This is a genomic window from Streptomyces hokutonensis, assembly GCF_042751305.1.
Lineage (GTDB): Bacteria > Actinomycetota > Actinomycetes > Streptomycetales > Streptomycetaceae > Streptomyces > Streptomyces hokutonensis_A.
This window is the reverse complement of the sequence record NZ_JBHYWD010000001.1, coordinates 899299-923258: the sequence shown is the minus strand read 5'-3', so window position 1 is coordinate 923258 and position 23960 is coordinate 899299. Positions and strand designations below refer to the sequence as shown.

Here is a 23960-nt window from a genome sequence, read left to right as displayed (position 1 = left end):
GCGCTCACAACTCCCGGAGGGCGGGGAGCAGTTTCTGCTCGGCCCATTCCAGGTACGGCTCCTGGTGCTCGCCACCGATCTGGACGAGCGCGACCTCCGTGAACCCGGCGTCGGCGTAAGGGCGTACGGCCTCGACCACCGCTTCCACGTCGTCGCCGCAGGGAATCGACTCGGCCACGTCCTCCGGTCGTACGAACTGCGTGGCGCCCTCGAACGAGGCGGGCCCGGGGAGTTCGGAGTTGACCGGCCAGCCGCCGCCGAACCAGCGGAACTGGTCGTGGGCGCGGGCGATCGCCGCGTCACGGTCGGTGTCGTAACAGATCGGCAGCTGACCGACCTTGGGCTTGCCCGTGCCGCCGTGCTCCTCGAACGCGGAGATCAGTTCCGGCCGGGGTTCCGTCGCGATCAGCAAGTCGGCCATGCGGCCCGCGAGTTCGCACGAGCGGTCGCCCGAGACGGCGACACCGATCGGCGGGGGTGCGTCGGGCAGATCCCACAACTTGGCGTTCTCCACGTCGAAATGGGCGCCGTGGTGGTTGACGTTCTGCCCGGTGAAGAGCGCACGGATGATCTCCACCGCCTCTTCCAGCTTCTCCAGCCGGATGTGCGCGGCGGGCCAACCACCGCCCACCACATGCTCGTTGAGGTTCTCGCCGGAACCCAGGCCCAGTCGGAACCGTCCCTGGGAGAGGAGTTGCAGGGTGGCGGCCTTCTGGGCGACGACGGCCGGGTGGTAGCGGGTCGTCGGGCATGTCACGTAGGTCATGAGGGGGATGCGTTCGGTGGCCTGCGCGGCGGCACCCAGCACGCTCCACGCGTAGGAGGCGTGGCCCTGGGACTCGAGCCAGGGGAAGTAGTGGTCGGACGTGACCGAGAAGTCGAAGCCGGCGCGCTCGGCGCCGACCACGTGGTCGACGAGTTCTCGCGGGCCGGCCTGCTCGGTCATCATCGTGTAGCCGATCTGCACCATGTCGCTCATCTCCTCGTGGGTCGGAGTCGCGCGAGGACGGATTCCTGTCCCGTCACCGCTTCGTCGTGAGCCGCAGGTCGACCTCCTTCTCCTGGTCTCCCGACGCGGCACCCCAGTGGTCCACAGCGAACGCCGTGCTCAGGGCCTCGAACAGTTGGTCCACGGCGACATAGCCGCCCTGGAGTGTGGCGGAGACCGAGCCCTCCAGCGGAACGGAATCGGTCGGGATCCGCTCCCTCGCCGGCTCGAACTCCGCGCTCCACACCGGGGAGTGGTCGCCCGGCTGCTCCTGGGGCATGTCGTGGGAGGAACGGTCGGTCGGGAACGCCATGCGCAGGACTTCGAAAACAGTGGCGGCGTCCTCCTTGGACGCTCCCGTGAGGGACACGGTGGCCATTGGACTCACTCTCCTGAAACTTGAATACGGCGGGACATGAGGGATCAGCGGCATCCGTCCACGGGTGGCCACGGCACACCGCCGAGCGGAGCCCGCCTCGGCTTCCCGGCGCGCTCGGGGCGTCAATCCGTCGATTCGTCGGGCACGGGATGCCCCGGACGTGCGCTGCCGGACTGCGCGGCGCCCCTCCGCCCGGTGCCGGCCTCGTCCGTGCCGGGAATCCCCGGGTCGGGGTTCTGCGGAGCACGGCCCTCAGGCTCGTGCTCGTCCTCGGCGCCGGCCTGCTGATCGGGCATGTCCCTCGGTATCGGCTTCGGCTTCGGCCCCCCTCTGTTCGCGGGGGCCTCCGGGCGACGCTCGCTCACGGCGTTCTCGCTTCCTCGCACGGGATGGGTGTCAGACGCGGGTACCCCGACGGCCGACGATGATGCGGACCCAGGCGTTCCGGACCCCGGGGTCCCGGACCGGACAGGGCGAAGGGCGGGCACCGGCAGTACGCCGGTGCCCGCCCTTGTGTGCCACGGAGCGCCGGTCAGGCTCGGTGGTCCCCGTAGTAGCCGCCGACCTGCTCGTGGTAGCCGGCGTCACCGACGTGCTTGTCCTTGTCGAACTCGGGGGAGTTCTTGATCTCGTCCTTGGTGCGGCCGACGTGGATCGTCCGCTCCGCCACGTCGACGGACGAGACGACACCGGCAGGGAGCAGCACCTGCTTGCCGAAGATCCACACTCCGGTGTCGACGACGATGTACGCGGCCCCGACATCCTCGGAGTGCTTGTCGACCTTGCCGATCGAGCCGTCGCTCGCCTCGACCTTGAACCCGGTCAGGTCCATCCCGGTCTGGTGGCCGGACTCGGCCTGATAACCCCACATGTTGTCCGTCATACAAAACCTCCCCTTGCTGTGCGTGAATACCGAGGAAGCCCGTCCAGTATTTCGGTGGGCGACCCTCGGCAGGTCGGGTGCCCATCGTTTTCCGTCCCACACCCCTATTCATTTATTAATGGCGAACCCCGCGCCACCGAATATCAGGACTGGAAAAGTACAAGAATCAACACAACCGTTTTGACGGCCAGGAACGCCCGGTCCGCGCGGTCGGTCCGCATGAGACGGCCCGAGCGGGTTACCCGGGGGGCGTGCTGAGAACCGGAATCGTCGCGGTGGTCGTGGCCGCCGCCCTCGCAGTGGCCGGTGTGGCCGTAGTGGTGTCGCCCTGGTGGTGGTCGGCGGCCGTACCGCTGGCCGCGCTCGGCGTGATCGGTGTGTGGGACCTGGCCCAGCGGCGGCACTCGGTGCTGCGCAACTACCCGGTGATCGGGCACGCCCGCTTCCTGCTGGAGCGCATCCGTCCCGAGCTCCAGCAGTACTTCGTCGAGCGGAACTTCGACGGGCGCCCCTTCGACCGGGACATCCGCAGCATCGTCTACGAACGGGCCAAGGGCACCGCCGCGGAGGAGCCGTTCGGTACCGAACGCGACGTGTACCAGGCGGGACACGAGTTCCTGGTGCCCTCGATGGCGCCGCGCCCGGTGCCCGAACAGCCGCCCCGGGTACGGATCGGGGGTCCGGACTGCACCCGGCCGTACGACATGGCACTGCTGAACGTCTCCGCGATGAGCTTCGGCTCACTGTCCGCGAATGCCGTCCTGGCGCTCAACCGGGGTGCCGCGGCGGGGGGTTTCGCGCACGACACCGGTGAGGGCGGGCTGTCGGAGTACCACCTGCGCCCGGGCGGTGACCTGGTCTGGGAGATCGGTACCGGCTACTTCGGCTGCCGGACCCGCGACGGTGACTTCGATGCCGGGGAGTTCGCCGAGAAGGCAGCGGGCGAGAGCGTCAAGTGCGTGTCACTGAAGCTGTCGCAGGGGGCCAAACCCGGCATCGGGGGTGTACTGCCCGGCGCCAAGGTCAACGCGGAGATCGCCCGGGTGCGGGACGTCCCCGAGGGAGAGACGGTCGTCTCACCGCCGTACCACCGGGTCTTCTCCACGCCCCGCGAACTCGTCCGTTTCATCGCGCGGATGCGGGAGCTGTCCGGCGGCAAGCCGGCCGGTTTCAAGCTGTGCGCCGGGTCGCGGCGCCAGTTCCTGGCCGTGTGCAAGGCGATGGTCGAGGAGGGCACCGCGCCGGACTTCATCATCGTCGACGGCGCGGAGGGCGGCACGGGTGCGGCGCCGCTCGAATTCGCCGACCACATCGGCACACCGCTCACCGAGGGCCTGATGACCGTGCACAACGCGCTGGTCGGCGCGGGCCTGCGGGACCGGATCCGGATCGGCGCGAGCGGCAAGATCGCCACCGGGGCCGACCTGGTCAAACGTCTGATCCAGGGCGCCGACTACGGCAACGCGGCCCGCGCCATGATGTTCGCGGTCGGGTGCATCCAGGCCCAGCGCTGCCACACCAACACCTGCCCCGTCGGCGTCACCACCCAGGACCCGCGCCGGGCCCGCGCGCTGGACGTCGGCGACAAGGCCGCGCGCGTACGCCGCCTCCAGGAGGCCACCGTCGGCAGCGCCCTCCAGATCATGGCTTCCATGGGAGTCACCGACCCCGCCCAGCTCCACCCGCACATGCTGCGACGGCGCGTCGACCCGCAGACCGTGCGCTCCTACGACGTGCTGTACGAGTGGCTCTCCCCCGGCCAGCTGCTGGTCGAGCCGCCCGCCGACTGGGCGGCCGACTGGAAGGCCGCCGACCCCGACCACTTCACCATCTGAATTCACCCACCGGTCATGACCATGCCCGCCCGGGATCCGAGAAAAGCGATCCGGGGCGGGCTGTGGTCATGGCCGACCGTGCGGTACAAAAGGCACGGGTCAGCGGCGGCGCAGCATCATGACGACAGCGACGATGACAATGATGAGGACGACAGTACCCAGGCCTATGTACACGGTTTTCTCTTTCCGTCGGGGAGCGGCACCAACCGGCACCGCAGAAACCCGAGTGCCCCCGACAAAGCATTTCAGGCCGCCCCGGTGAATCTGTTGCCCACGGAGCCGGCGACGTCCGGCCGCGCCGGCCGTCGCTACGCCGACGCCGTCGGCTCCCCCCCCCCGCCCCTCCCAGGGCCTGGCCAGCACGCCCAGCGCAACTCCCGCGGCCGCCACCGCGATCAGCATGATCACCGCCATCGGCAGGGAGCTGCCCTCCCCGAACAGCCCGACCAGGGGCGCGGCGAGGGCGCCGAACAGGAACTGCAGGCCACCGAGGAGGGCGGAGGCCGCGCCGGGGGCACCGCGGCCGAGGGTCTGGCCGATGCTGAGGGTCGACGGGAAGACCATGCCGATGCCGCCGGCGGTGACGAACAGGCTGATCCAGGTGCCGACGAGTGTCTCCCCCACGGCCAGCACCAGCACGACCTGCGTGAGGGCACCGAGCGCGGCGACGCCGACCGCTGCCACGAGAAGGGCGTTCAGCCGTACCCGTCCGGCGAGTTGGGAGAAGGCCGCGCCGGCGATCAGCATGGCGACGGCGTTGCTCGCGAAGATGAGGGAGTACGTCGTGGCCGAGACCCCGTGCAGGTCCTCGAAGACGAAGCTGGAGCCGCTGGTGTAGGCGAACAGCGCCGCCGAGGTGAACGCGAGGACGAGGACGTACCCCATGAACGTACGGCGGCCGAGCAGTGGGCCCATCGCGCGGAAGGTGTTCGCGATCCCGCCCGCGTGCCGTCGCTCCGGCGGCAGGGACTCCGGGACCTTGCGGAGCACCCCCAGCAGCAACAGGCCGCCCATCACGGTCAGTACGACGAACACCGCGCGCCAGGTCGACACGGCCAGGATCGCCCCGCCGAGCACCGGTGCGGCGACCGGCGCGACGCCCATGATCTGGGAGAGCACCGCGAAGTAGCGCGGCAGTTCCGCGCCGTGGAAGCGGTCGGTGAGCACGGCGCGGGCCAGCACCATGCCGGCCGCGCCCGCCAGGCCCTGGAGGAACCGGGCGCCGGCGAGCAGACCGGCATTGGGCGCGAGGGCGCAGGCGACGGAGAAGACCGTGAAAGCGGCCGTCCCGGACAGCAGCAGTCCGCGACGGCCGAGGCTGTCGCTGATCGGGCCGATGAGCAGCTGTCCGACGACGAGTCCGGCCAGGAACGCGGTCATCGTCAGCTGTACGGCCGAGCTGCTCGCGCCGAGCGCGTCCCCCATGGAGCTGATCGGCCTGCTCAAGCACGCCACCGGGCTCCTGAACCGGGCGGTCGAACCCCTCTACGCGGGCGCCGTGCTCACCGCTCCCGAGGTCGACATGCTGATCCCGCTGCGCCACGCCACCGAACCGGTGATCGCCCGCCGGCTCGCCGAGTGGCTGGGCCTGTCCCGTGCGGGGGTCAGCAAGGCCCTGGGCAAGCTGGAGAAGCGGGGTTTCATCGCCCGCACTCCGAATCCGGCCGACCGGCGGGCCGCGCTGGTGACCATCACCCCGGCCGGAGCCAAGGCAGTGGACGAGCTGTTCCCCCGCCAACTGGCCGCCGAAGTGAACCTGTTGGCGGGCCTGGGCAAGGACCGGGACCGGGTGCTGAACGCGCTGGAGCGCCTCGTGGAGGCCATGGAGCGCCAAGTCGGACGCGAGTGAAGGATCCTGACGAACCGTCAGAACGCGGCGTCCCACCGCACATGAAGCGTCGGCGGTTTGCGGAAGACCAGCCCCTGTGGAGCCGTCGGGTGGTCCGGGTCGAGGCGCAGGGACGGGAGCCGTTCGAGCAGGTGGTGGAGGGCGATACGGGTCTCCAGGCGGGCGAGGTGCGCGGCGAGGCAGTAGTGCGGGCCGTGGGCGAAGGCGAGTTGGAGGCGGGCGTTCTCGCGGCGGACGTCGAAGCGGTCGGGGTCGGGGAAGACCGCCGGGTCGCGGTTGGCACCGGTGAGGGAGACGGTGACCAGGTCGCCCTCACGGATCGCGGCCGGGCCGAGGACGGTGTCGCGGGTGGCGTAGCGGTCCACGACGGCGGCGCCGGGTTCGAGGCGCAGCGATTCCTCGATCGCGCCGTCCAGCAGGCCCATGTCGGCGCGGACGAGGGCGAGTTGGTCGGGGTGTTGGAGCAGGTGCAGCAGCGCGTTGGTGATCATCGCTTCGGTGGTCTCGATGCCGCCGAACATCAACACGGCGGCGTTGGAGGCGACTTCGGGCACGGTCAGCTGTCCGGCGGCGGAGACCAGGAGTGAGGCTTCGCCCCGGTCGGCGACGGTTGCCTCGACGGCCGCCCGCAGTTCCGCGTAGGCGGCCGTACCGGCGGCTCCCGCCGTGTGTCCTGCGGTGATGTCCGAGACGGACCGCACGATCGCGTCGTACCAGGAGAGGACCGTGTCCGGAGTGGTGCCGGTCAGCCCGAGTGCCTCGGTGACGACGGCGACCGCGAGGGGGCCCGCGAAGGTGCGTCGCAGTTCGGCGGCGCCTGTCGGTCGCAGCGCGGTGACGAGCCGGTCGGTCTCCCGCTCGATGAACGAGGCGAAGCCGTCCCGTACTTCGCGCGGGCGGAACGGCGCGGTGAAGGGTTCGCGGTGGCGGGCGTGCCGCTCCCCGTCGAGGGAGAGCATGCTCGGGCCGACGACCTGGGCGGTGGAGAAGCGCGGGTCGTCCACCGTGAACGTGGCCGCGTCCCGCATCACGGTGAGCGCGAGGTCGCGCCGGGTCACCAGCCAGCCGTCCAACTCCGGCAGCCAGGACACGGGTTCGCTCTCGCGGAGCCGCGCCAGCCGTGGATGCGGGTCCTGGGCGAGTTCGGCGAGCGTGGTCCCGGCGCCGAGCGGGTGGGCGGCGACCGTACTCATCGAGTTCCAGGTCGGGGCAGAGGGAAACTGGCCATGGCCGAGGCTAACAATTCAGGCGCGGACCACCGCGGGTGGGACCGTACGGCGAGACGGCCGTCACCACCTGCCACCCCTCGGTCGCCCTGTGTCCCGGCGACTCTCGGTCACCGCCGACGAATACGGGCAACAGATCGAATTCGCCCCGCGCGAGGCGGAGTTTGCGCCATCCTGAACGCCACGAGACGCGGACCCGGTCACAGAAGCACACCGGGCCTCAACTCCCTCGTTCCGACCGCCCGCTCAACGTGCCGATCCGGCACTCTCGGCCCGACCAGACGGCACCGCAACCGACACCGACACTTGAGTCACTCTTGATCACTTCATCAGACACCGACGGACCGGCGATACCCGTGCCCCTCCAGCCCATCCCGTCCGCCCAGGTGACCCCGGCCGCGTCCTGGCGCATTCTTGCTGTGTCACCCACCCGGCGCCACAGGGACGAGGTAGAGCCCCGATGACTGGGAGTGCCCAGCGCGAGAAGGGGACGCCCGGACGGCTCGCCGAGCTGCTCATCGACGCCTCGACGGAGGCGATCGACGCGGCCGGCGGCCACTCCGGGGGCGTCTACCTGCGGTCGAGCACGCCCGGACTGCTGCGCCTCGCGGTGCTGGCAGGACTGCCCGGGCCACTGTTCCGCCCCTGGAACCGGCTGAGCGTCGACAACAAGTTCCCCGTCGCGGACGCCTTCCGGCTCGGCGTCCAGGTGGTCCTGCCGAACGCCACGGAGTGCATGCGCCGCTACCCCCAGTTCGCCGCGAGTCTGCCCTTCCAGTTCGGCTCGCAGTACGTGCCGGTCATGAGCGGGTCGACGACGTACGGCGTCCTCACCGTGCTCCGGCCGTCCGCCGCCGACACCACCGAGGTGCTGGCCGGCCTCGACCGCATGACGCGGCTGGCCGAGGAGCTGGGCGCGGCGCTGCGGGACCTGGAGGACGAGCACAAGGACGAGGAGGGGCCTTTCGTCGCCTGGGACGGCGAGCCGGTCTGCGTCCGGACGGCGGCCACGCACCGCCCCGAGGGCCGGATGGCTCGCTTCGTGTGGGACCCGGCGACGGCCGTCGTCACCGGGGACAGCGCCTTGCACACCCTGCTGGGCGTCGAACCGGGCGAGTCCCCCGGCACCGCGCAGGCCATCGCGGACGCCCTGGCGCCGGGCGACACGTACCAGGTCATGGCGGCGCTGCGGGCGGCCGCCGCCGGGAAGCCGCCGCCGCTGCCCCTGCGGGTGCGGGCGGCGGACGGCTCGGTCCGGCTGCTGGACCTGTGGACGCCCGCCACCGGCCCCGTCCCGCCGGGCGGTGGGCACCCGGTCAGCGGTGTCGTCCTGGACCCGGGCCCCGCCCCGGTCGCCGACAGCGCGGCCGATCTGCTGCCGGACGGTGTGTTCTGCCTGGACCGGCTGGGGCTGGTCACCTACGCCAATCAGCGCGCCGCCCAGCTGCTGGGCAGCCCGCGCGAGGAGCTGCTCGGCCGCCCGCTGTGGGAGGGAGTGCCCTGGCTGAACCAGATCGGCTGCGAGGACCAGCTGCGCGGCGCCCTGCTGTCGCTGGGGTCGGTGCACTTCCACGTCCGGCGTCCGGAGGGGCAGAAGCAGCCGCCGGAGCCGTACGAGGGCGACTGGCTCGCGATGGCGGTCCATCCGGGCCACGACCAGCTGACCTGCACGGTCGCGCCGTCGACCCGGGTGTCGGGTCCGCCGATACCGCTGGTGCCGGTGCACCCGGAGGGGGCCGACGCCCCGGGAAACGGTGTCACCTCGCTCGCTCCGCTGTACCGGCCGATCGTGCTCGCCATCGCACTGACGGAGGCGGTCACCGCACGCCAGGTGTCGGCGGTGGTCATGAAGGAGCTGCTGCCCGCGTTCGGCGGCCGGCGCCTCGCGATCTACCTGCTCCAGGAACGGCATCTGTACCTGGCGTGGGAGACCGGTTTCCCGCAGGGCTTCCTCGCCCCGTTCGACGGGGTCGGGCTCGACACCCGGCTGCCCGGTGTCGAGACCCTCACCACCGGCCGGCCGCTCTTCTTCGACTCCATGCAGCAGCTCGCCGAGGCCTACCCGGGCATTGCGCTGGACGCGGAGGTGGGGGCCCGCGCGTTCCTGCCGCTGATCGCGTCCGGGCGCCCGGTCGGCTCGGCGATCCTGGGCTTCGACCGGTCCCGCAGCTTCAGCTCCGAGGAGCGCGCGGTGCTCACCGCCCTCGCCGGACTGATCGCCCACGCGATGGAGAAGGCCCAGCGCTACGACTCGGAGGCCGCCCTCGCCCGCGGCCTCCAGCAGGCCCTGCTCCCCCGCCGGCTGTCCGTCCACCCGCAGGTGGAGACCGCCGGCCGCTATCTGCCGGGCACCCAGGGCATGGAGGTGGGCGGCGACTGGTACGACGTCGTGGAGTCCGGCGACGGTCTGGCGCTGGTGATCGGCGACGTCCAGGGGCACGGTGTCCAGGCCGCCGCCACCATGGGTCAACTCCGCAGCGCGGTAAGGGCGTTCGCGCTCGGCGACCGGCCGCCCGACGAGGTGATGAGCGGCACCAACCATCTCCTCATCGACCTCGACCCGGGCCAGTTCGCCAGCTGCTGCTACCTCCGTCTCGACCCGGCGAGCGGGCTGGTCCAGGTCGCCAGGGCCGGGCATCCGCCGCCGTTGATCCGTACCCCGGACGGCCGTACCCGGGTCTGGGACATTCCCGGAGGCGTAGTACTCGGGGTGGACCCGCACGCGCAGTACCCCGTGACGGAACTCCAGCTGGAGCCCGACTCCATCCTGGCGCTCTACACCGACGGCCTCGTCGAGCGGCCCGGCGTCGACATCGACGACGGCATCGCCGCCCTGCGGGTCGCCCTCGCGAAGGCGGGCGGTCCCGCCGCACGGCCGGGCGGGCGCTCGCTGGCCGGTGTCGCCGACCGGCTCACCACAGCGGCCCGGCACACGGCGGACCGCCCCGACGACATCGCGCTGCTGCTCGCGGCCCGGCGCGCCAAGCCCGGCAGGCACCCTTGATCCCGGTTCGGCCCCGGCCTGTCACCGGGCGTGACGCCCCTCGCCTCCTGAGGTCGGGCAGTGTAGACATGGGCTCATGGTCCGCCTGACGGGTCGGCCAAGGGCCCGGTCGACCCACCGCCCCGACGGTCTGCGCGCGCAGCGCCCGTACGACCGTGCCCGTCGGGCGCGCGAACACCGGCACCGGCGGACCGGTCTGGCCGGCCGCAGCGTCGCCGGGCAGGTGTTCGTGCTGCAGGTGGTGATCGTGCTGCTGCTGGTCGTGTCGGCGGTGGTGGCGCAGGTCCTCCAGGTGCGGCACGACAGCACGCAGGAGGCCCGCAACCGGTCGGTGGCCGTCGCCGAGACCTTCGCCAACGCGCCGGGCACGGTCGCGGCCCTGAAGAGCGCCCACCCCACGGCGATCCTCCAGCCGAGCGCCGAGGCCGCCCGCAAGACGTCCAAGGTCGACTTCATCGTCGTCATGAACACCGACGGGATCCGCTACACCCACCCCAAGCCGGACCGCATCGGCAAGAAGTTCGTCGGGAACATCGCCCCCGCGCTGGCCGGGCACGTCGTCACCGAGGAGATCACCGGCACCATCGGGCCCCTGGTGCAGGCCGTGGTGCCGGTCAAGGGCCCCGGCGGCAAGGTCGTGGGCCTGGTGTCGGCCGGGGTGACGAAGGCGAACGTCGGCGGCACCGCCGACCAGCAGCTGCCGCTCCTGCTGGCCGCGGCCGGAGCGGCCCTGATCCTCGCCACCGGGGGCACCGCCCTGGTCAGCAGACGCCTGCAGCACCAGACGCACGGCCTGGGCCCGCACGAGATGACCCGGATGTACGAGCACCACGACGCGGTGCTGCACGCCGTGCGGGAGGGCGTGATCATCGTCAGCGGCGAGGGCCGGCTACTGCTCGCCAACGACGAGGCACGCCAGCTGCTCGACCTCCCCGAGAACGGCGAGGGACGCCTGGTCCTCGACCTCGGACTCGACGCCGAGATGACCGCCCTGCTGGCCTCCGCGCGGGTCGCGACGGACGAGGTGCACCGGGTCGGCGGCCGGCTCCTCGCCGTCAACCAGCGCCCCACCGACCTGGAGGGCGGCCCGCCCGGCAGCGTCACCACCCTCCGGGACTCCACCGAACTGCGCGCCCTCTCCGGCCGCGCCGAGATCGCCCGCGAACGCCTCAACATGCTCTACGACGCCGGAGTGGGCATCGGCACCAGCCTGGACGTCACCCGCACCGCGGAGGAACTCGCCGAACTCGCCGTCCCCCGCTTCGCCGACTTCGTCACGGTCGACCTCTACGACGCCGTCCTGAGCGGCGAGGAACCCCAGCCCGGCACCGAGCTGCGGCGCACGGCCTACAGCGGGGTCCGGGACGACGCGCCGCTCTACCCGGTCGGGAAACAGATCCAGTTCGTGGAGTCCGCCCCGCAGGCACGCAGCCTCGACACCGGTGACGCCGTCGTCGAACCCCGGCTCGGCGAGGCCCCCGGCTGGCTCACCCAGGACCCGGAGCGCACAGCGCAGGTCGTGGAGTACGGCATCCACTCGCTGATCACCGTGCCGCTGCGGGCCGGTGCCCTGATCCTCGGCGTGGTCAACTTCTGGCGCTCCGACAAGCCCGAGCCCTTCGACTCGGAGGAGCTGGCCCTCGCCGAGGAGCTGGTCGCCCGCGCCGCCGTCTCCATCGACAACTCCCGCCGCTACACCCGCGAGCACGGCATGGCGGTGACCCTCCAGCGCAGCCTGCTGCCCCGCCGCCTCCCCGAGCAGACCGCCCTCGACGTCGCCTACCGTTATCTGCCCGCGAAGGCCGGGGTCGGCGGCGACTGGTTCGACGTCCTGCCCCTGTCCGGTGCCCGGGTCGCGCTGGTCGTGGGCGATGTCGTCGGCCACGGTCTGCACGCGGCGGCCACCATGGGACGGCTGCGCACCGCGGTCCTCAACTTCTCCGCGCTGGACCTGCCGCCGGACGAACTCCTCGGCCTGCTGGACGAGTTGGTCGGCCGGATCGACCAGGACGAGACGACCGAGGACAGCGGCGCCGCGGTCACCGGAGCGACCTGCCTCTACGCCATCTACGACCCGGTGTCCCTGCGCTGCACCGTCGCCCGCGCCGGGCATCCGCCGCCGGCGCTGATCCGCCCGGACGGCACCGTCGAGTTCCCCGACGTCCCCGCCGGCCCCCCGCTCGGTCTCGGCGGACTCCCTTTCGAGACCGCCGAGTTGAAGCTCGACGAGGGCAGCCGGCTGGTCCTCTACACGGACGGACTGGTCGAGGACCGGGAACGCGACATCGACGTGGGCCTGGAGATGCTCCGCACGGCACTCGCCCGGGCCGGCGACTCCCCCGAGGACACCTGCCGGGCCGTCCTGGACTCGGAGTTGTCGGTACGCCCGAGCGACGACATCGCCCTCATCGTCGCCCGCACCCGCGCCCTCGGCGCCGACCGGATCGCCGAATGGCGCGTACCGTCCGACCCCGCCGCCGTCGCCGACATGCGCGCCTCGGTCACCCGCCAGCTGACCCACTGGGGCCTGGACGAGCTGACCTTCACCACCGAACTCATCCTCAGCGAACTGGTCACCAACGCCATCCGCTACGGCAACGACCCCGTCCGCGTCCGCCTGTTGCGCGACCGCACCCTGATCTGCGAGGTCTACGACGGCAGCACCACGTCACCGCATCTGCGGTACGCGGCGATGACGGACGAGGGCGGCCGGGGCCTGTTCCTGGTGGCCCAGCTCTCCGAGCGGTGGGGTACGCGGTACACCCCGGCCGGAAAGGTCATCTGGGCCGAACAGGCGTTGTGAGTCCTAGACTTCGCCGAGAATCGGCACCATCACGTCGAAGTCGTTCGCGAAGACGGCGATGAACAGAGGCTCGCCCGCCGCGACGTACTCCAGGATCCGGGACGAGGGGTTGACGGCCAGCGCCTCGCGCCACCAGGTCGGTTTGCGTGTCCCGGTGCGCCGCAGCTCGGCCGGCAGGGCGACCTCGGTTCCGCGCCGCGCGGGCGTCCAGGTCAACAGACCGTCCGCGTCCCTCGCGAGCCGTCCGGGTCGCCAACGGCCCTCCCGCTCGGGCCACTTCAGCATGCAGACGGGTCCTCGTCCGGACGTCAGGGCCCGGCGCAGTCGCACACTGCGCGTGATCCGGTCGGTGACGAAACCGCCCAGCACGAGGACCACCAGTGCTACCACCATGCGCACATCAAACCAGGTCGCACGCGGCGCCCGCACCGACCACGGGCGCCGCCACACTCCCCTACTCGTCGATCGCCGCCCCGAACCGGGCCGCCTTCGCCGCGCCGCCGAGGTCCGCCGCGCCGTACAGCGAAGAGCCCTCCGCGAGCAGGCCGCCCGGACCCGCAGGCAGCAACCACACATAGCCGTCACCGGAGTTCTCGCCCGGTGCGGAGGCTACGAGTTCGGCACGGCCGTCGCGGTTCGTGTCGGCCAGGCGGACCTGGGAGCCCCAGGCGTCGTCGGCCTCTGCGGTGCCGGGGATGTTCGCGGTGTTCTGGTCGAAGGACTGGGCTCCGGTCGCGGTCACGCCGTCGCGCGAACCGCGCAACAGCCAGACGGCGCCCGCGTCCTGGACGGTGCCGATGTCCTCGCCGGGCGCGCCGACGGCCACGTCCGCGTAGCCGTCGCCGTCCACGTCACCGACGGAGAGGTCGTTGCCCCAGGCGTCGCCGTGCTCCGAAGTGCCGGGCACGCCCGGGGAGTTCTGCGACCACCAGTCGGCGGGGCCGGTGGGGCCTGCCGAACTGCCGTAGTAGACAGCGATCTTGCCTCCGTCGTCGCCCTCGGCCTTGTCGTCGGCGCTGCTGAGCTGGCCGAGCACCAGGTCGTCGTAGCCGTCGTGGTTGATGTCGCCGGAGGCGGTGCCGAGGCCGCCGTTGAGGTCCTGACGGTACGTCAGCGAGGTTTCCCCGCCCGTGTAGAGGGCCGACCAGCCCTGCTGGTAGTCGTCGTCGGGGCTGTAGCCGGAGATGACGAGGTCGGCGAAGCCGTTGCGGTCGTAGTCGCCGGTGGTGAGGTAGGCGGGCTGGAGGCGGTGGCCGCCGGGGTGGGTGGTCGTGTTCAGGACGCCCATCGTGTGCAGGATGCCGGTGTGGTAGGTGAAGATCTGGGCACCGTTGTCGTCGAGTACGGCCATCTCGTCGGTGTCGGTCGCCCCGGTGAAGCGGGCCGCCGCCACGGACTGGCCGAAGCGGGCGCCCGCCTTCGGGGTGGCGGAGGTGAAGGAGTCGTTCGTCTCGGCTCCGAGGCCCGCCTTGGAGCCGTAGAGGACGGTGACGCGGCCCGCGTTCTCGATGGTGCCCTCGTCCTCGCCGGGCGCCCCGATGATCGCGTCGTCGCAGCCGTCGCCGTCCAGGTCGCCGGTGGCGATCGCCTGGCCGAAGGAGTCGTAGGTCTCCGAGGTGCCGGGGACGCCGGGCGTGGACTGGCTGATGACGGCCGTACGGCCCTTGGGGACCGTGTTGTTGGTGGCGATGCCGTTCGGGGCGCCGTACTGGACGGTGACGTAGCCGGCGCCCTCCTTGCCGTCGACGGTGCCGCCCGGCGCGCCGATCAGGACGTCGTCGTAGCCGTCCCCGTTGAAGTCGCTGTTGCGGTCGACGGCGCTGGTGCCGCCCGGGACGCCCGCGTAGCTGGCCGGGGCGGCGACGATGCCGGCGCCGGCCAGGAGCAGGAAGGTCGCGGACGCGACTGCGGCGGAGACCTTCTTGCGTGACACGTTCGTCATGATGTGTTCCCCCGTGGGTCAAATCTGTTGCGGTCAGGGGGTTCGACACGGGACATGACGCGGGAGTTGTGGTGCCTCGGTGTGCTGTGACACCTCGGTGACAACTGTTGCGTGGCACAGACGAGGTCAGCCGAGCGCCTTGTCCAGGTTGAACGCGGCGCTGATCAGGGCGAGATGGGTGAACGCCTGGGGGAAGTTGCCCTGTTGCTCGCCGGTGCGGCCGATCTCCTCGGCGTACAGGCCGAGGTGGTTGGCGTAGGTGAGCATCTTCTCGAAGGCGAGGCGGGCCTCGTCGACGCGGCCGGCCCGGACCAGGGCCTCGACGTACCAGAAGGAGCAGATCGAGAACGTGCCCTCGTCGCCGCGGAGTCCGTCGGGGCTGGCCTGCGGGTTGTAGCGGTAGACGAGGGAGTCGGAGACCAGTTCCTCGGTCAACGCGTCCAGTGTGGAGAGCCACTTGCGGTCGGTGGGGGCGATGAACTTCGCCAGAGGCATCATCAGCAGCGCGGCGTCGAGGACGTCGCTGCCCTCGTACTGGACGAAGGCCTGGCGGGTCTCGGACCAGCCGCGGTCCATGATGCGGCGGTAGATGGTGTCGCGACAGCCGCCCCAGTACGGCAGGTTGGCGGGCAGGCCGCGGCGGCCGGCGAGGCGGATCGCGCGCTCGATCGCCACCCAGCACATCAGACGTGAGTAGAGGAAGTTCTTGCGGCCGCCGCGGGTCTCCCAGACGCCCTCGTCGGGCTGGTCCCAGTTGACGCAGACCCAGTCGACCAGGGCGCACACGTCGTCCCACTGGGCGCTGGAGATGGGCTCGGCCCACTTGTCGTAGAGGTAGATGGAGTCGATCAGGGCGCCGTAGATGTCGAGTTGGAGCTGGTCGGCGGCGGCGTTGCCGACGCGGACCGGGGCGGACTTCTGGTGGCCTTCGAGGTGGGGGAGTTCGCGTTCGGTGAGTTCGGTGCGGCCGTCGATGCCGTACATGATCTGGAGCGGGCCCGACGGGTTGCCGTCGCCGGGGCTGATGTAGCGGGACACGAACTGCATGAACGCCTTGGCCTCGCCGGTGAAGCCGAGGCGCAGCAGCGCGTAGACGCAGAAGGCGGCGTCGCGGATCCAGACGTAGCGGTAGTCCCAGTTGCGCTCGCCGCCGAGCTGTTCGGGAAGGCTGGTGGTGGGGGCGGCGACGATCGCGCCGGTGGGGGCGTAGGTCAGCAGCTTGAGGGTGAGGGCGGAGCGGTGGACCATCTCGCGCCAGCGGCCCCGGTAGCGGGACTGGGACAGCCAGCGGCGCCAGTAGGCGACGGTCGTGTTGAACTCCTCCTCGGCCTCCATGCGCGCGCAGTTCCGGGGGGTGACCTCGCCGTCGACCTGGTCGAGGGCGAACACCTCGGACTCGCCCTCGTCGAGTTTGAAGTCGGCCCACACGTCGGCCTCGTCGCACTCCAGGGGGACGGTTGCGGTGAGCGCGAGGGACTTCTCGGCGGACTCGAAGAGAGCCACGTCGCCGACCATCCGCGCGGTGTGCGGGCTGGCGCCGTAGTCGAACCTGGGGGCGACGCGGGTGCGGAACGGGACGGTGCCGCGCACGCACAGCACCCGCCGGATCAGGCGGTGCCGGGCGGACTCGTCCGTCTCGCTGGTCACCGGCATGAAGTCCTGGACCTCGCCGACACCGTCCTCGGTGAAGAACCGGGTGATCAGGACGTTGGTGTCGGGGAAGTAGAACTGCTTGGTGCGGGCGGGCACGGCCGCGGCGAGTTCGAAGGAGCCGCCGCGCTCCGCGTCCAGGATCGCGGCGAAGACGCTGGGGGCGTCGAAGGACGGGCAGCAGTACCAGTCGATCGTGCCGTTGGTGCCCACCAGGGCCACGCTCCGCAGATCGCCGATCAGTCCGTGCTCGGCGATGGGCAGATATCCGGGTCCGGTGGGGGTGTCCTGTTCGGGCGGGGTCTCGACCATCGCGGCAGCCTCCCTGGTTCGGGCCCGCGCGGGCCGGTTCCAGCTTAGGTTCACGTTCTCGTTCGGCCACTCTTCCGGATGCACACTGGGGGTGGGCAGGGAATCGTGGGAAATGGGATCTACGGCACGTGTCCGGTCCCAGTCGAGGAGGCACCATGTCCACAGCACAACCCGATGAAGACGCTGACCGCGCCACCCCGGACGCGCTGCTGCACACGCGCACCGGTACCGAGGTGGCCCCGGAGGACGTGGTCCTGGCGGCCGGCCGGGACGTCACCCCGAAGAATCTGGAGTGGGCCAAGCGGAAGATCGAGACGGAGGGGGCGGCCGCGCTGGACAAACTGCTCCCTTAGCCGTCCTGTGCGCACCTGGTTACCCGTTCACCCTTTCGGAGAGGGCGCTCCGGCTGACAGACTCCGGAGGTGCCCGACTTCGACATGCTTGTCATCGGTTCAGGACCGGGCGGCCAGAAGGCCGCCATCGCCGCGGCCAAGCTCGGCCGCCGGGTCGCCGTCGTCGACCGCCCCGACATGGTCGGCGGGGTCTCCATCCATACCGGCACCATCCCCTCCAAGACGCTGCGCGAGGCGGTGCTGTATCTCACCGGTCTCACCCAGCGCGATCTGTACGGGCAGAGTTACCGCCTGAAGGACGACATCACCGTCGGCGACCTGACCGCGCGCACGCAGCACGTGGTCAGCCGTGAAGTGGACGTCATCCGCAACCAGTTGTCCCGCAACCAGGTCTCGCTGTTCGCCGGCACGGGCCGCTTCGTCGATCCGCACACCATCGCCCTGACCGATGTCACGGGCCACGAACGGCTGTTGACCGCGGAGAACATCATCATCGCCACCGGTACGCGTCCCGCGCGGCCGGACACCGTCGAGTTCGACGGGCAGACCATCATGGACTCGGACAACGTCCTTGACCTGCCCAAGGTCCCCCGGTCCATGGTCATCGTCGGGGCCGGGGTCATCGGCATGGAGTACGCCTCCATGTTCGCCGCGCTCGGCAGCAAGATCACGGTGGTGGAGAAGCGCGCGGGGATGCTCGACTTCTGTGACCTGGAGGTCATCGAGTCGCTCAAGTACCACCTGCGGGACCTCGCCGTGACCTTCCGTTTCGGGGAGACGGTGGCCGCCGTCGAGCGGCACTCGAACGGCACGCTGACGGTCCTGGAGAGCGGCAAGAAGATCCCGGCCGACGCGGTGATGTACTCCGCCGGACGGCAGGGTCTGACCGACGAACTCGACCTGGACAAGGCCGGGTTGTCCGCCGACAGGCGCGGCCGGATCGATGTCGACGAGAACTACCGCACCGCGGTCCCGCACATCTACGCCGTCGGTGACGTCATCGGCTTCCCGGCGCTCGCGGCGACCTCGATGGAGCAGGGCCGTACGGCCGCTTACCACGCCTGCGGTGAGCCCGTGCACCGGATCGACGACCGGCAGCCGATCGGCATCTACACCATTCCGGAGATCAGCTTCATCGGGAAGACCGAGGACCAACTCACCGAGGAGTGCGTGCCGTTCGAGGTCGGGATCTCCCGCTACCGCGAACTCGCGCGCGGCCAGATCATCGGCGACTCGCACGGCATGCTGAAGCTGCTGGTCTCCCCCACCGACCGCACCCTGCTCGGCGTGCACTGTTTCGGTACCGGCGCGACGGAGCTCATTCACATCGGCCAGTCGGTGATGGGCTGTGGCGGAACGGTCGACTATCTCGTGGACGCGGTCTTCAACTACCCGACGCTGGCGGAGTCCTACAAGGTCGCCGCCCTCGACGCGACGAACAAACTGCGGCAGATCGACCGACTCGGCGACTGATCGTTCACAGGAGATTACTCGCTGGTCAATCTTGAAAGGTCAAGAGCTACGGCTATCATCACACCCACACACGGTGTGACCGTCCGCCGACGCAGCGGTTAAGCGGTATCCACCATTCCCTTTCGTTGTTCCGACCGGCCAAGGACCCGAGGCCACCCCTCTCCGGGTCCGGGGCCGGTCCGCTCAACTCCGCACGTCGTGCAAGACGGAAAGCAGCGCAACCATGAGCAACAACAGGGGCAGAGGGCTACAGGCCAACGCCCTCGGAACGTTCGACACCGTCGTGATGGCCGTGGCGGGCAGCGCCCCGGCGTACTCGATCGCGGCGACCACCGCGGTCCTCGTCGGCGCGGTGGGGCTGGCCAGTCCGGCCGCCCTCCTGTACTGCGCGATACCCATGCTGGGCATCGCGCTGGCCTTCAGCTACCTCGGCCGTATCGACGTGAACGCGGGCGCCAGTTACTCCTGGGTGGGGCGCACCCTGCACCCCTTTCTGGGCTTCATCAGCGGCTGGGCGCTGGTGATCTCCGCCACCATCTTCATGGTCGCCGGGTCACTGCCCGCCGGGTCGATGACCCTGTCACTGTTCGATCAAAGTCTCGCGGACAACACGGCGTTGTCGACGGTCGTCGGCGCCGCCTGGTTCGTGATCATGCTGCTCGTGGTGCTCGGCGGCGCCCGGCTCACGGTCCGGGCCCAGCTCGTCATGTCCGGTGTGGAGCTGGGGATTCTGGCGCTGTTCGCGGCCCTGGCCGTCGTCCACACCGGCAACGCCCGTGTCTTCGACTGGTCCTGGCTGGGCTTCAGCCACTTCGACGGGGTGTCCGGCTTCGCGTCGGGCGCGCTCATCGCCGCGTTCTACTACTGGGGCTGGGACGTCACCAGCAACCTCAGCGAGGAGACCCGCAACAGCCGCCGTACGACCGGACTCGCGGGCCTGATCGGCGTCGGCATCGTGTTCCTGCTGTTCGAGGTGTTCACCATCGCGGTGAACGTCATCCTGTCCTCGCGACAGATCGAGAGCAACGACGCCAATGTGCTGGCCGTGCTCGGCGACGAGATCTGGCCGGGCTGGGGCGGCAAGCTGCTGATCGTGTCGGTGATGCTGTCCACCATCGCCACCCTGGAGACCACGCTCATCCAGGTCACGCGGTCGCTGTTCGCGATGGGCCGCGACCGTACGATGCCATCCGCGCTGGGCCGGGTGCACCGCACCTGGAACACGCCCTGGGTGGCGATCGTCGTGGTGGGCGGGGTGGCGCTGGCGATGTTCATCGCCTCCAACGCGCTCGGTTCGGTGGGCGAGATCCTCGCCGACGCGATCTCGGCGATCGGTCTGCAGATCGCCGTGTACTACGGGCTTGCGGGCCTCGCGGTGGTCGTCGCCTACCGCAAGATGCTGTTCAAGTCGGCGGGGAACTTCCTCTTCGGCGGGCTGTGGCCGCTGTTCGGCGCCCTGTTCATGTTCTGGATCTTCGTCGAGTCGCTGAGCAGCCTGAGCACCGCCGCGATCTCCATCGGTATCGGCGGCCTTGCCGCGGGCCTGATCCCGATGTTCTGGTACTGGAGGCAGGGCAGCGAGTACTACCGGCCCTCGCGGCTCGACGCCACACGCACCGTGGAGACGGACTACGTCCCCGACGACTTCGCGCCCGAACAGTCCCGGGTCCACCAGGGTCTCCCGACGGACTTCTGAGGGGCACCCGATGGCGCGAGACCGCTACACCCCCGACTTCGACCCCGACTGCGGGGACGCGCCCCTCAGCTCCGCCCGGCAGGACATCGTGATCGGCCGCTGGCAGGGGCTGCGGGACCTGCTGCGGAACACCGGCGCTCACTGGCTCGCCCGCGGCCACCGCGTCCGGATGCTCGCGCAGGCCTGTGCGAGCAGTTCGACGGTGGAGTCGTGGCTCGCCGCCGAGCCCGGCAGCGGCGACGCGCTCACCCTGCGGGCGGCCACGGAGACCGCCCGGGCCTTCAACCTGGCCATCGCGGCGGGCCGGGGCGTACCCGTCGACCGCAACCGCATCGACGCCGCCGTCATGGCCTGCCTCCAGGCCGCGGAGACCTATCCGGACGACCCCACGCCGTGGATCTCCCTGATCTCCGTCGCCCGTCTGTACCCGGCGGGCGTACGGCGGCAGGAACTCGCGCGCTGGTGGGACGAGTTGCACCGGCGCGACCCCTACAGCGTCGAGGGCCACCTCCAGGTCCTGCACTACTACTCCTCCCGCTGGCACGGGAGCCACGGCCTGATGTACGACTTCGCCCGGGACGCGGCGGGCGTGGCACCGCCCGGGTGCGCGCTGCCGGTGCTGGTGCAGTACGCGCGGGTCGAGGAGTACCGCTTCGCCCTCAACTCTGCCCTGGGCCAGCAGGCCGCCGTGGGCCTCGGCCAGCACTGGACGCACGACGGCGCCGTCAGCGACGTACGGCGGACCTGGCAGCGCTGGATCGCGGCCCGCGAGGAGGGCATGATCCAGCCCGGCGAACTCCGCGACCTCAACTACCTTGCGCACGCGGCCTGTTACGCGGGGACCAAGGACGTGGCGGCGGCCGTGCTCGGCATGATGGGGCGCCGGGCGACGCCGACGCCCTGGTCGTACACCGGGGACGCGGAGAAGCAGATCGTCAAGTCGCGCAAGGAGCTGGGGGTCCGTTCCTGACGGCCTACTCGGCGGGCTGCTCCGCCGGCTGGGCGAGGCCCGCCGTCCACTTGTCCTCGATCCGGCCGAACTTCCACACCAGCAGGGCCACGGCCCAGGTCGCGAAGAAGAGGCCGACGATGACGAAGCCGATGATGTTGAGGTCGAGGCCCGCGATCCAGTCCCAGAAGAAGCCGTGCAGGTCGAGCTTCTCGGCGAACAGCCCCAGGAGTTCGACCGTGCCGATGATCAGGGCGACGGCGACGGACAGACCGGTGATCGTGAGGTTGTAGTAGACCTTGCGGACCGGCTTGGAGAAGGCCCAGCCGTAGGCGAAGTTCATGAAGGTGCCGTCGATCGTGTCGAGCAGCGACATGCCCGCGGCGAACAGGACCGGCAGGCACAGGATCGCGTACCAGGGCAGGCCGGAGGCGGCGCCCGAGCCCGCGAGGACCAGCAGCGCGATCTCGGTCGCGGTGTCGAAGCCCAGGCCGAAGAGCAGGCCCAGCGGGTACATCTGCCAGGACTTGGTGATGGACTTCATGAAGCGGCCCAGGATGCGGTTCATGAAGCCGCGGTTGTTCAGGTGCTCCTCCAGCGCGGCCTCGTCGAAGTCGCCCGAGCGCATCTGGCGGAACACCTTCCAGATGCCCGCCAGGATGACGAGGTTGATGCCGGCGATGACGTAGAGGAAGGTGCCCGAGACGGTCGTGCCGATGAGGCCGGTGACGTCGTGGAGCTGGGAGTTGTCGTCCTGGACCGGGCCCGCGAGTGCCTTGACGCCGAGGGAGAGCAGGAGGGTCAGGCCGAAGACGATGCTGGAGTGGCCGAGCGAGAACCAGAAGCCCACCGACAGCGGCCGCTTCCCCTCGCTCATCAGCTTGCGGGTCGTGTTGTCGATGGCCGCGATGTGGTCCGCGTCGAACGCGTGCCGCATGCCGAGGGTGTACGCGGTGACGCCCATGCCGATGCCGAACGACTTCTGGCCGACGCTGTAGTGCCCCGGTGCGACGATCCACACGAGCGTGAACCAGCCGATCACATGCAGCGCCAGGATGAAGCCGGCCATGCCCCCGACCCTGGTCCACTCCTGCCGCGTCATGGACGTACGGACGCGGTACCAGACCGATGCCCTGGCGGCGCGGGGCGAAGTGGTGTCGGGGACGGCCGTCATCAAGGAGGGTCTTTCTTCCGGGTACGCGGTTGCGGCATGCAACCACGCGCCATCCTCCCGTACCTGCAACCCATTCGCAGTAACGGTCGGCAAAGCCCACGGCAGGTCTTGCCCAAGGGAAGGAAAAGTTCCTGGTCAGGTCGCCAGCAGACCCCGCCCCAGCCAGTCCTTGGCGTCCTTCACCCCGGGCAGCGCGTAGAAGTAGCCGCCCCCCGTCGGGGAGATGTAGTCGACCAGGGGTTCATCGATCAGCCTGGTCTGGGTCGCCTCGAACTGCCGCTTCACGTCCTGCTGGTAGCAGCAGAAGACCAGGCCCATGTCGAGGTTGCCGACGGTGTCGATGCCCCGGTCGTAGTTGTAGCCGCGGCGCAGGATGCGCGAGGTGTCGGTGGCCGTGGTGCGCGGGTTGGCGAGACGTATATGGGCGTCGAGCGGGATCGCGGTGCCCTTGGGGTCCTTGGCGTACTGCGGGACGTCCGTCTCCTTGGCACCGTCCAGCGGGGCGCCGGTGTCCTTGCGGCGGCCGAACATCAGCTCCTGCTCGCTGAGCGAGACCCGGTCCCAGAACTCGACGAGCATGCGGATGATCCGGATCACCTGGTAGCTGCCGCCGCTCGCCCAGGCGGGCTCGCCCTGTCCGTCGCCGACCCAGATCAGCCGGTCGGTCTCGCGCGCCGACTTCACGTCCGGGTTCGCTATGCCGTCCTTGAAGCCGAGCAGATTGCGCTGGGCGCCGGTGGGACGCGGGGTGTTCTGGAAGCCGTCGATACGCCACTTGATCTGCATGCCGCCCCGGGTGTGCCGGGCGATGTCGCGCAGGGCGTGCAGCACCGTGTCCTGCCGGGCGGCGCACACCTGGAGCGACAGGTCGCCGTGGCACTCGGCGGCGCGCAGGTTGTCGTTCGGGAAGGTCCTCATCGGGGTCAGCCGGCTCGGCTTGGCCTTGGCGAGGCCGTAGCGGTCGTCGAAGAGGGACGCGCCCACGCCGACGGTCACCGTGAGGGCGTCGGCGGGGACCTCCGGTCCGAGGATGCCGTTGTCGGCGGGCGGCGCGCCGACGCCGAGGTCGGCGGGGGTGCCGCCGGAGGTGAGGAGGCGAGCCCGCTCTGTGATCGTGCGCAGGAGATCGGCCAGTTCGGCGCGGTTGTCGGCGATCACGTCGAGGGAGACGAAGGTCGCGGCGGCCGGCGCCGGGGTGAGGATGCCCGCCTGATGGGTGCCGTGGAACGGCACCTTCGCCGCGTTCGTGGTGTCCGCGGCCTGCGCCTGGGCCGTGCCGCCGGTCTCCGCGAGCGCGAACGCCCCGCCGGCCAGCACCGCGCCAGCGGCCCCGGCGCCGAGCGCCGTCCGGACGAAGGAGCGGCGGCCGGCTCCGGCCGGGCAGCCCGGGGTTTCGGCAGTGGACATCGGACGGTTCCCTTCACTACGGCCAGTGCTGTTCGTG

General features: G+C 70.6%; 19 protein-coding genes. 8 read left to right on the top strand and 11 right to left on the bottom strand.

What is annotated here, in order from left to right; all coding sequences use genetic code 11:
* Positions 1-4: 4 nt before the first annotated feature.
* The 4 genes from ACFXC1_RS04260 to ACFXC1_RS04245 form a co-directional block, all read right to left on the bottom strand.
* Positions 5-970, bottom strand: coding sequence for an LLM class F420-dependent oxidoreductase (locus tag ACFXC1_RS04260; RefSeq protein ID WP_381239436.1), 966 nt, complete (start codon positions 968-970; stop codon positions 5-7).
* A 52-nt stretch (positions 971-1022) separates the two neighbouring features.
* Complete coding sequence (locus tag ACFXC1_RS04255; protein WP_381238507.1) at positions 1023-1367, bottom strand: hypothetical protein; 345 nt, start codon at positions 1365-1367, stop codon at positions 1023-1025.
* A gap of 122 nt (positions 1368-1489) precedes the next feature.
* Complete coding sequence (locus ACFXC1_RS04250) at positions 1490-1663, bottom strand: hypothetical protein (RefSeq protein WP_381238505.1); 174 nt, start codon at positions 1661-1663, stop codon at positions 1490-1492.
* Positions 1664-1899: 236 nt separating this feature from the next.
* A complete protein-coding gene (locus ACFXC1_RS04245) occupies positions 1900-2250 on the bottom strand; it encodes a ribosome maturation factor RimM (RefSeq protein ID WP_381238503.1) in 351 nt (116 codons plus the stop codon).
* Between the two features lie 251 nt (positions 2251-2501).
* Between ACFXC1_RS04245 and ACFXC1_RS04240 the strand changes: the two genes are divergently transcribed.
* A complete protein-coding gene (locus ACFXC1_RS04240) occupies positions 2502-4085 on the top strand; it encodes an FMN-binding glutamate synthase family protein (RefSeq protein ID WP_381238500.1) in 1584 nt (527 codons plus the stop codon).
* A gap of 99 nt (positions 4086-4184) precedes the next feature.
* On the opposite strand, the gene ACFXC1_RS04235 is transcribed toward ACFXC1_RS04240, so the two are convergent.
* Positions 4185-5531, bottom strand: a complete 1347-nt coding sequence (locus tag ACFXC1_RS04235; protein WP_381238498.1) for a multidrug effflux MFS transporter — start codon at positions 5529-5531, stop codon at positions 4185-4187.
* Between ACFXC1_RS04235 and ACFXC1_RS04230 the strand changes: the two genes are divergently transcribed.
* Positions 5509-5934 carry a MarR family winged helix-turn-helix transcriptional regulator gene (locus ACFXC1_RS04230; protein ID WP_381238495.1) on the top strand — a complete coding sequence of 142 codons (426 nt, stop codon included), beginning with the start codon at positions 5509-5511 and terminating at the stop codon, positions 5932-5934. The two genes, ACFXC1_RS04235 and ACFXC1_RS04230, sit on opposite strands and share 23 nt — an antisense overlap.
* 17 nt (positions 5935-5951) lie before the next feature.
* Here the strand turns inward: ACFXC1_RS04230 and ACFXC1_RS04225 are convergent, their stop codons facing one another.
* Positions 5952-7127, bottom strand: coding sequence for a cytochrome P450 (locus tag ACFXC1_RS04225; protein ID WP_381238493.1), 1176 nt, complete (start codon positions 7125-7127; stop codon positions 5952-5954).
* Positions 7128-7620: 493 nt separating this feature from the next.
* Here ACFXC1_RS04225 and ACFXC1_RS04220 point away from each other — a divergent pair, with 493 nt between their 5' ends.
* The gene (locus ACFXC1_RS04220; protein WP_381238490.1) at positions 7621-10164 is read left to right on the top strand and encodes a SpoIIE family protein phosphatase; all 2544 of its coding nucleotides are present in this window, start codon (positions 7621-7623) and stop codon (positions 10162-10164) included.
* Positions 10165-10240: 76 nt separating this feature from the next.
* Complete coding sequence (locus ACFXC1_RS04215; RefSeq protein ID WP_381238488.1) at positions 10241-12967, top strand: SpoIIE family protein phosphatase; 2727 nt, start codon at positions 10241-10243, stop codon at positions 12965-12967.
* A 3-nt stretch (positions 12968-12970) separates the two neighbouring features.
* Here the strand turns inward: ACFXC1_RS04215 and ACFXC1_RS04210 are convergent, their stop codons facing one another.
* The 3 genes from ACFXC1_RS04210 to ACFXC1_RS04200 form a co-directional block, all read right to left on the bottom strand.
* Positions 12971-13360: a hypothetical protein gene (locus tag ACFXC1_RS04210; protein ID WP_381238486.1), complete on the bottom strand. Its 390-nt coding sequence runs from the start codon at positions 13358-13360 to the stop codon at positions 12971-12973.
* A gap of 61 nt (positions 13361-13421) precedes the next feature.
* Positions 13422-14909, bottom strand: a complete 1488-nt coding sequence (locus tag ACFXC1_RS04205) for an esterase (RefSeq protein ID WP_381238484.1) — start codon at positions 14907-14909, stop codon at positions 13422-13424.
* 126 nt (positions 14910-15035) lie between these two features.
* Entirely contained in the window at positions 15036-16871 is a 1836-nt protein-coding gene (locus tag ACFXC1_RS04200; protein WP_381238481.1) for a glycoside hydrolase family 15 protein, read from the bottom strand.
* Positions 16872-17026: 155 nt separating this feature from the next.
* On the opposite strand from ACFXC1_RS04200, the gene ACFXC1_RS04195 reads away from it, so the two are divergent.
* From ACFXC1_RS04195 to ACFXC1_RS04180, 4 genes are all read left to right on the top strand, one after another.
* Positions 17027-17224 (top strand): hypothetical protein, encoded by a 198-nt coding sequence (locus ACFXC1_RS04195; RefSeq protein WP_381238479.1) that lies wholly within the window; start codon positions 17027-17029, stop codon positions 17222-17224.
* A 69-nt stretch (positions 17225-17293) separates the two neighbouring features.
* Complete coding sequence (sthA, locus tag ACFXC1_RS04190; RefSeq protein WP_381238477.1) at positions 17294-18697, top strand: Si-specific NAD(P)(+) transhydrogenase; 1404 nt, start codon at positions 17294-17296, stop codon at positions 18695-18697.
* 223 nt (positions 18698-18920) lie between these two features.
* On the top strand, positions 18921-20393 hold the full coding sequence (locus tag ACFXC1_RS04185) for an APC family permease (protein ID WP_381238474.1): 1473 nt from the start codon (positions 18921-18923) through the stop codon (positions 20391-20393).
* A gap of 10 nt (positions 20394-20403) precedes the next feature.
* Complete coding sequence (locus ACFXC1_RS04180; RefSeq protein ID WP_381238472.1) at positions 20404-21363, top strand: hypothetical protein; 960 nt, start codon at positions 20404-20406, stop codon at positions 21361-21363.
* Between the two features lie 4 nt (positions 21364-21367).
* Here the strand turns inward: ACFXC1_RS04180 and nicT are convergent, their stop codons facing one another.
* Entirely contained in the window at positions 21368-22516 is a 1149-nt protein-coding gene (nicT, locus tag ACFXC1_RS04175; RefSeq protein WP_381238469.1) for a Nickel transporter NicT, read from the bottom strand.
* Positions 22517-22651: 135 nt separating this feature from the next.
* Complete coding sequence (efeB, locus tag ACFXC1_RS04170; RefSeq protein ID WP_381238467.1) at positions 22652-23923, bottom strand: iron uptake transporter deferrochelatase/peroxidase subunit; 1272 nt, start codon at positions 23921-23923, stop codon at positions 22652-22654.
* Positions 23924-23960 lie beyond the last annotated feature (37 nt).

Coding starts and splice junctions, on each gene's coding strand:
- ACFXC1_RS04260 (WP_381239436.1), bottom strand. CDS start 970: ATGGTGCAGATCGGCTACACGATGATGACCGAGCAGGCCGGCCCGCGA.
- ACFXC1_RS04255 (WP_381238507.1), bottom strand. CDS start 1,367: ATGGCCACCGTGTCCCTCACGGGAGCGTCCAAGGAGGACGCCGCCACT.
- ACFXC1_RS04250 (WP_381238505.1), bottom strand. CDS start 1,663: ATGCCCGATCAGCAGGCCGGCGCCGAGGACGAGCACGAGCCTGAGGGC.
- ACFXC1_RS04245 (WP_381238503.1), bottom strand. CDS start 2,250: ATGACGGACAACATGTGGGGTTATCAGGCCGAGTCCGGCCACCAGACC.
- ACFXC1_RS04230 (WP_381238495.1), top strand. CDS start 5,509: ATGGAGCTGATCGGCCTGCTCAAGCACGCCACCGGGCTCCTGAACCGG.
- ACFXC1_RS04225 (WP_381238493.1), bottom strand. CDS start 7,127: ATGAGTACGGTCGCCGCCCACCCGCTCGGCGCCGGGACCACGCTCGCC.
- ACFXC1_RS04220 (WP_381238490.1), top strand. CDS start 7,621: ATGACTGGGAGTGCCCAGCGCGAGAAGGGGACGCCCGGACGGCTCGCC.
- ACFXC1_RS04215 (WP_381238488.1), top strand. CDS start 10,241: ATGGTCCGCCTGACGGGTCGGCCAAGGGCCCGGTCGACCCACCGCCCC.
- ACFXC1_RS04210 (WP_381238486.1), bottom strand. CDS start 13,360: ATGGTGGTAGCACTGGTGGTCCTCGTGCTGGGCGGTTTCGTCACCGAC.
- ACFXC1_RS04205 (WP_381238484.1), bottom strand. CDS start 14,909: ATGACGAACGTGTCACGCAAGAAGGTCTCCGCCGCAGTCGCGTCCGCG.
- ACFXC1_RS04200 (WP_381238481.1), bottom strand. CDS start 16,871: ATGGTCGAGACCCCGCCCGAACAGGACACCCCCACCGGACCCGGATAT.
- ACFXC1_RS04195 (WP_381238479.1), top strand. CDS start 17,027: ATGTCCACAGCACAACCCGATGAAGACGCTGACCGCGCCACCCCGGAC.
- ACFXC1_RS04185 (WP_381238474.1), top strand. CDS start 18,921: ATGAGCAACAACAGGGGCAGAGGGCTACAGGCCAACGCCCTCGGAACG.
- ACFXC1_RS04180 (WP_381238472.1), top strand. CDS start 20,404: ATGGCGCGAGACCGCTACACCCCCGACTTCGACCCCGACTGCGGGGAC.
- nicT (WP_381238469.1), bottom strand. CDS start 22,516: ATGACGGCCGTCCCCGACACCACTTCGCCCCGCGCCGCCAGGGCATCG.
- efeB (WP_381238467.1), bottom strand. CDS start 23,923: ATGTCCACTGCCGAAACCCCGGGCTGCCCGGCCGGAGCCGGCCGCCGC.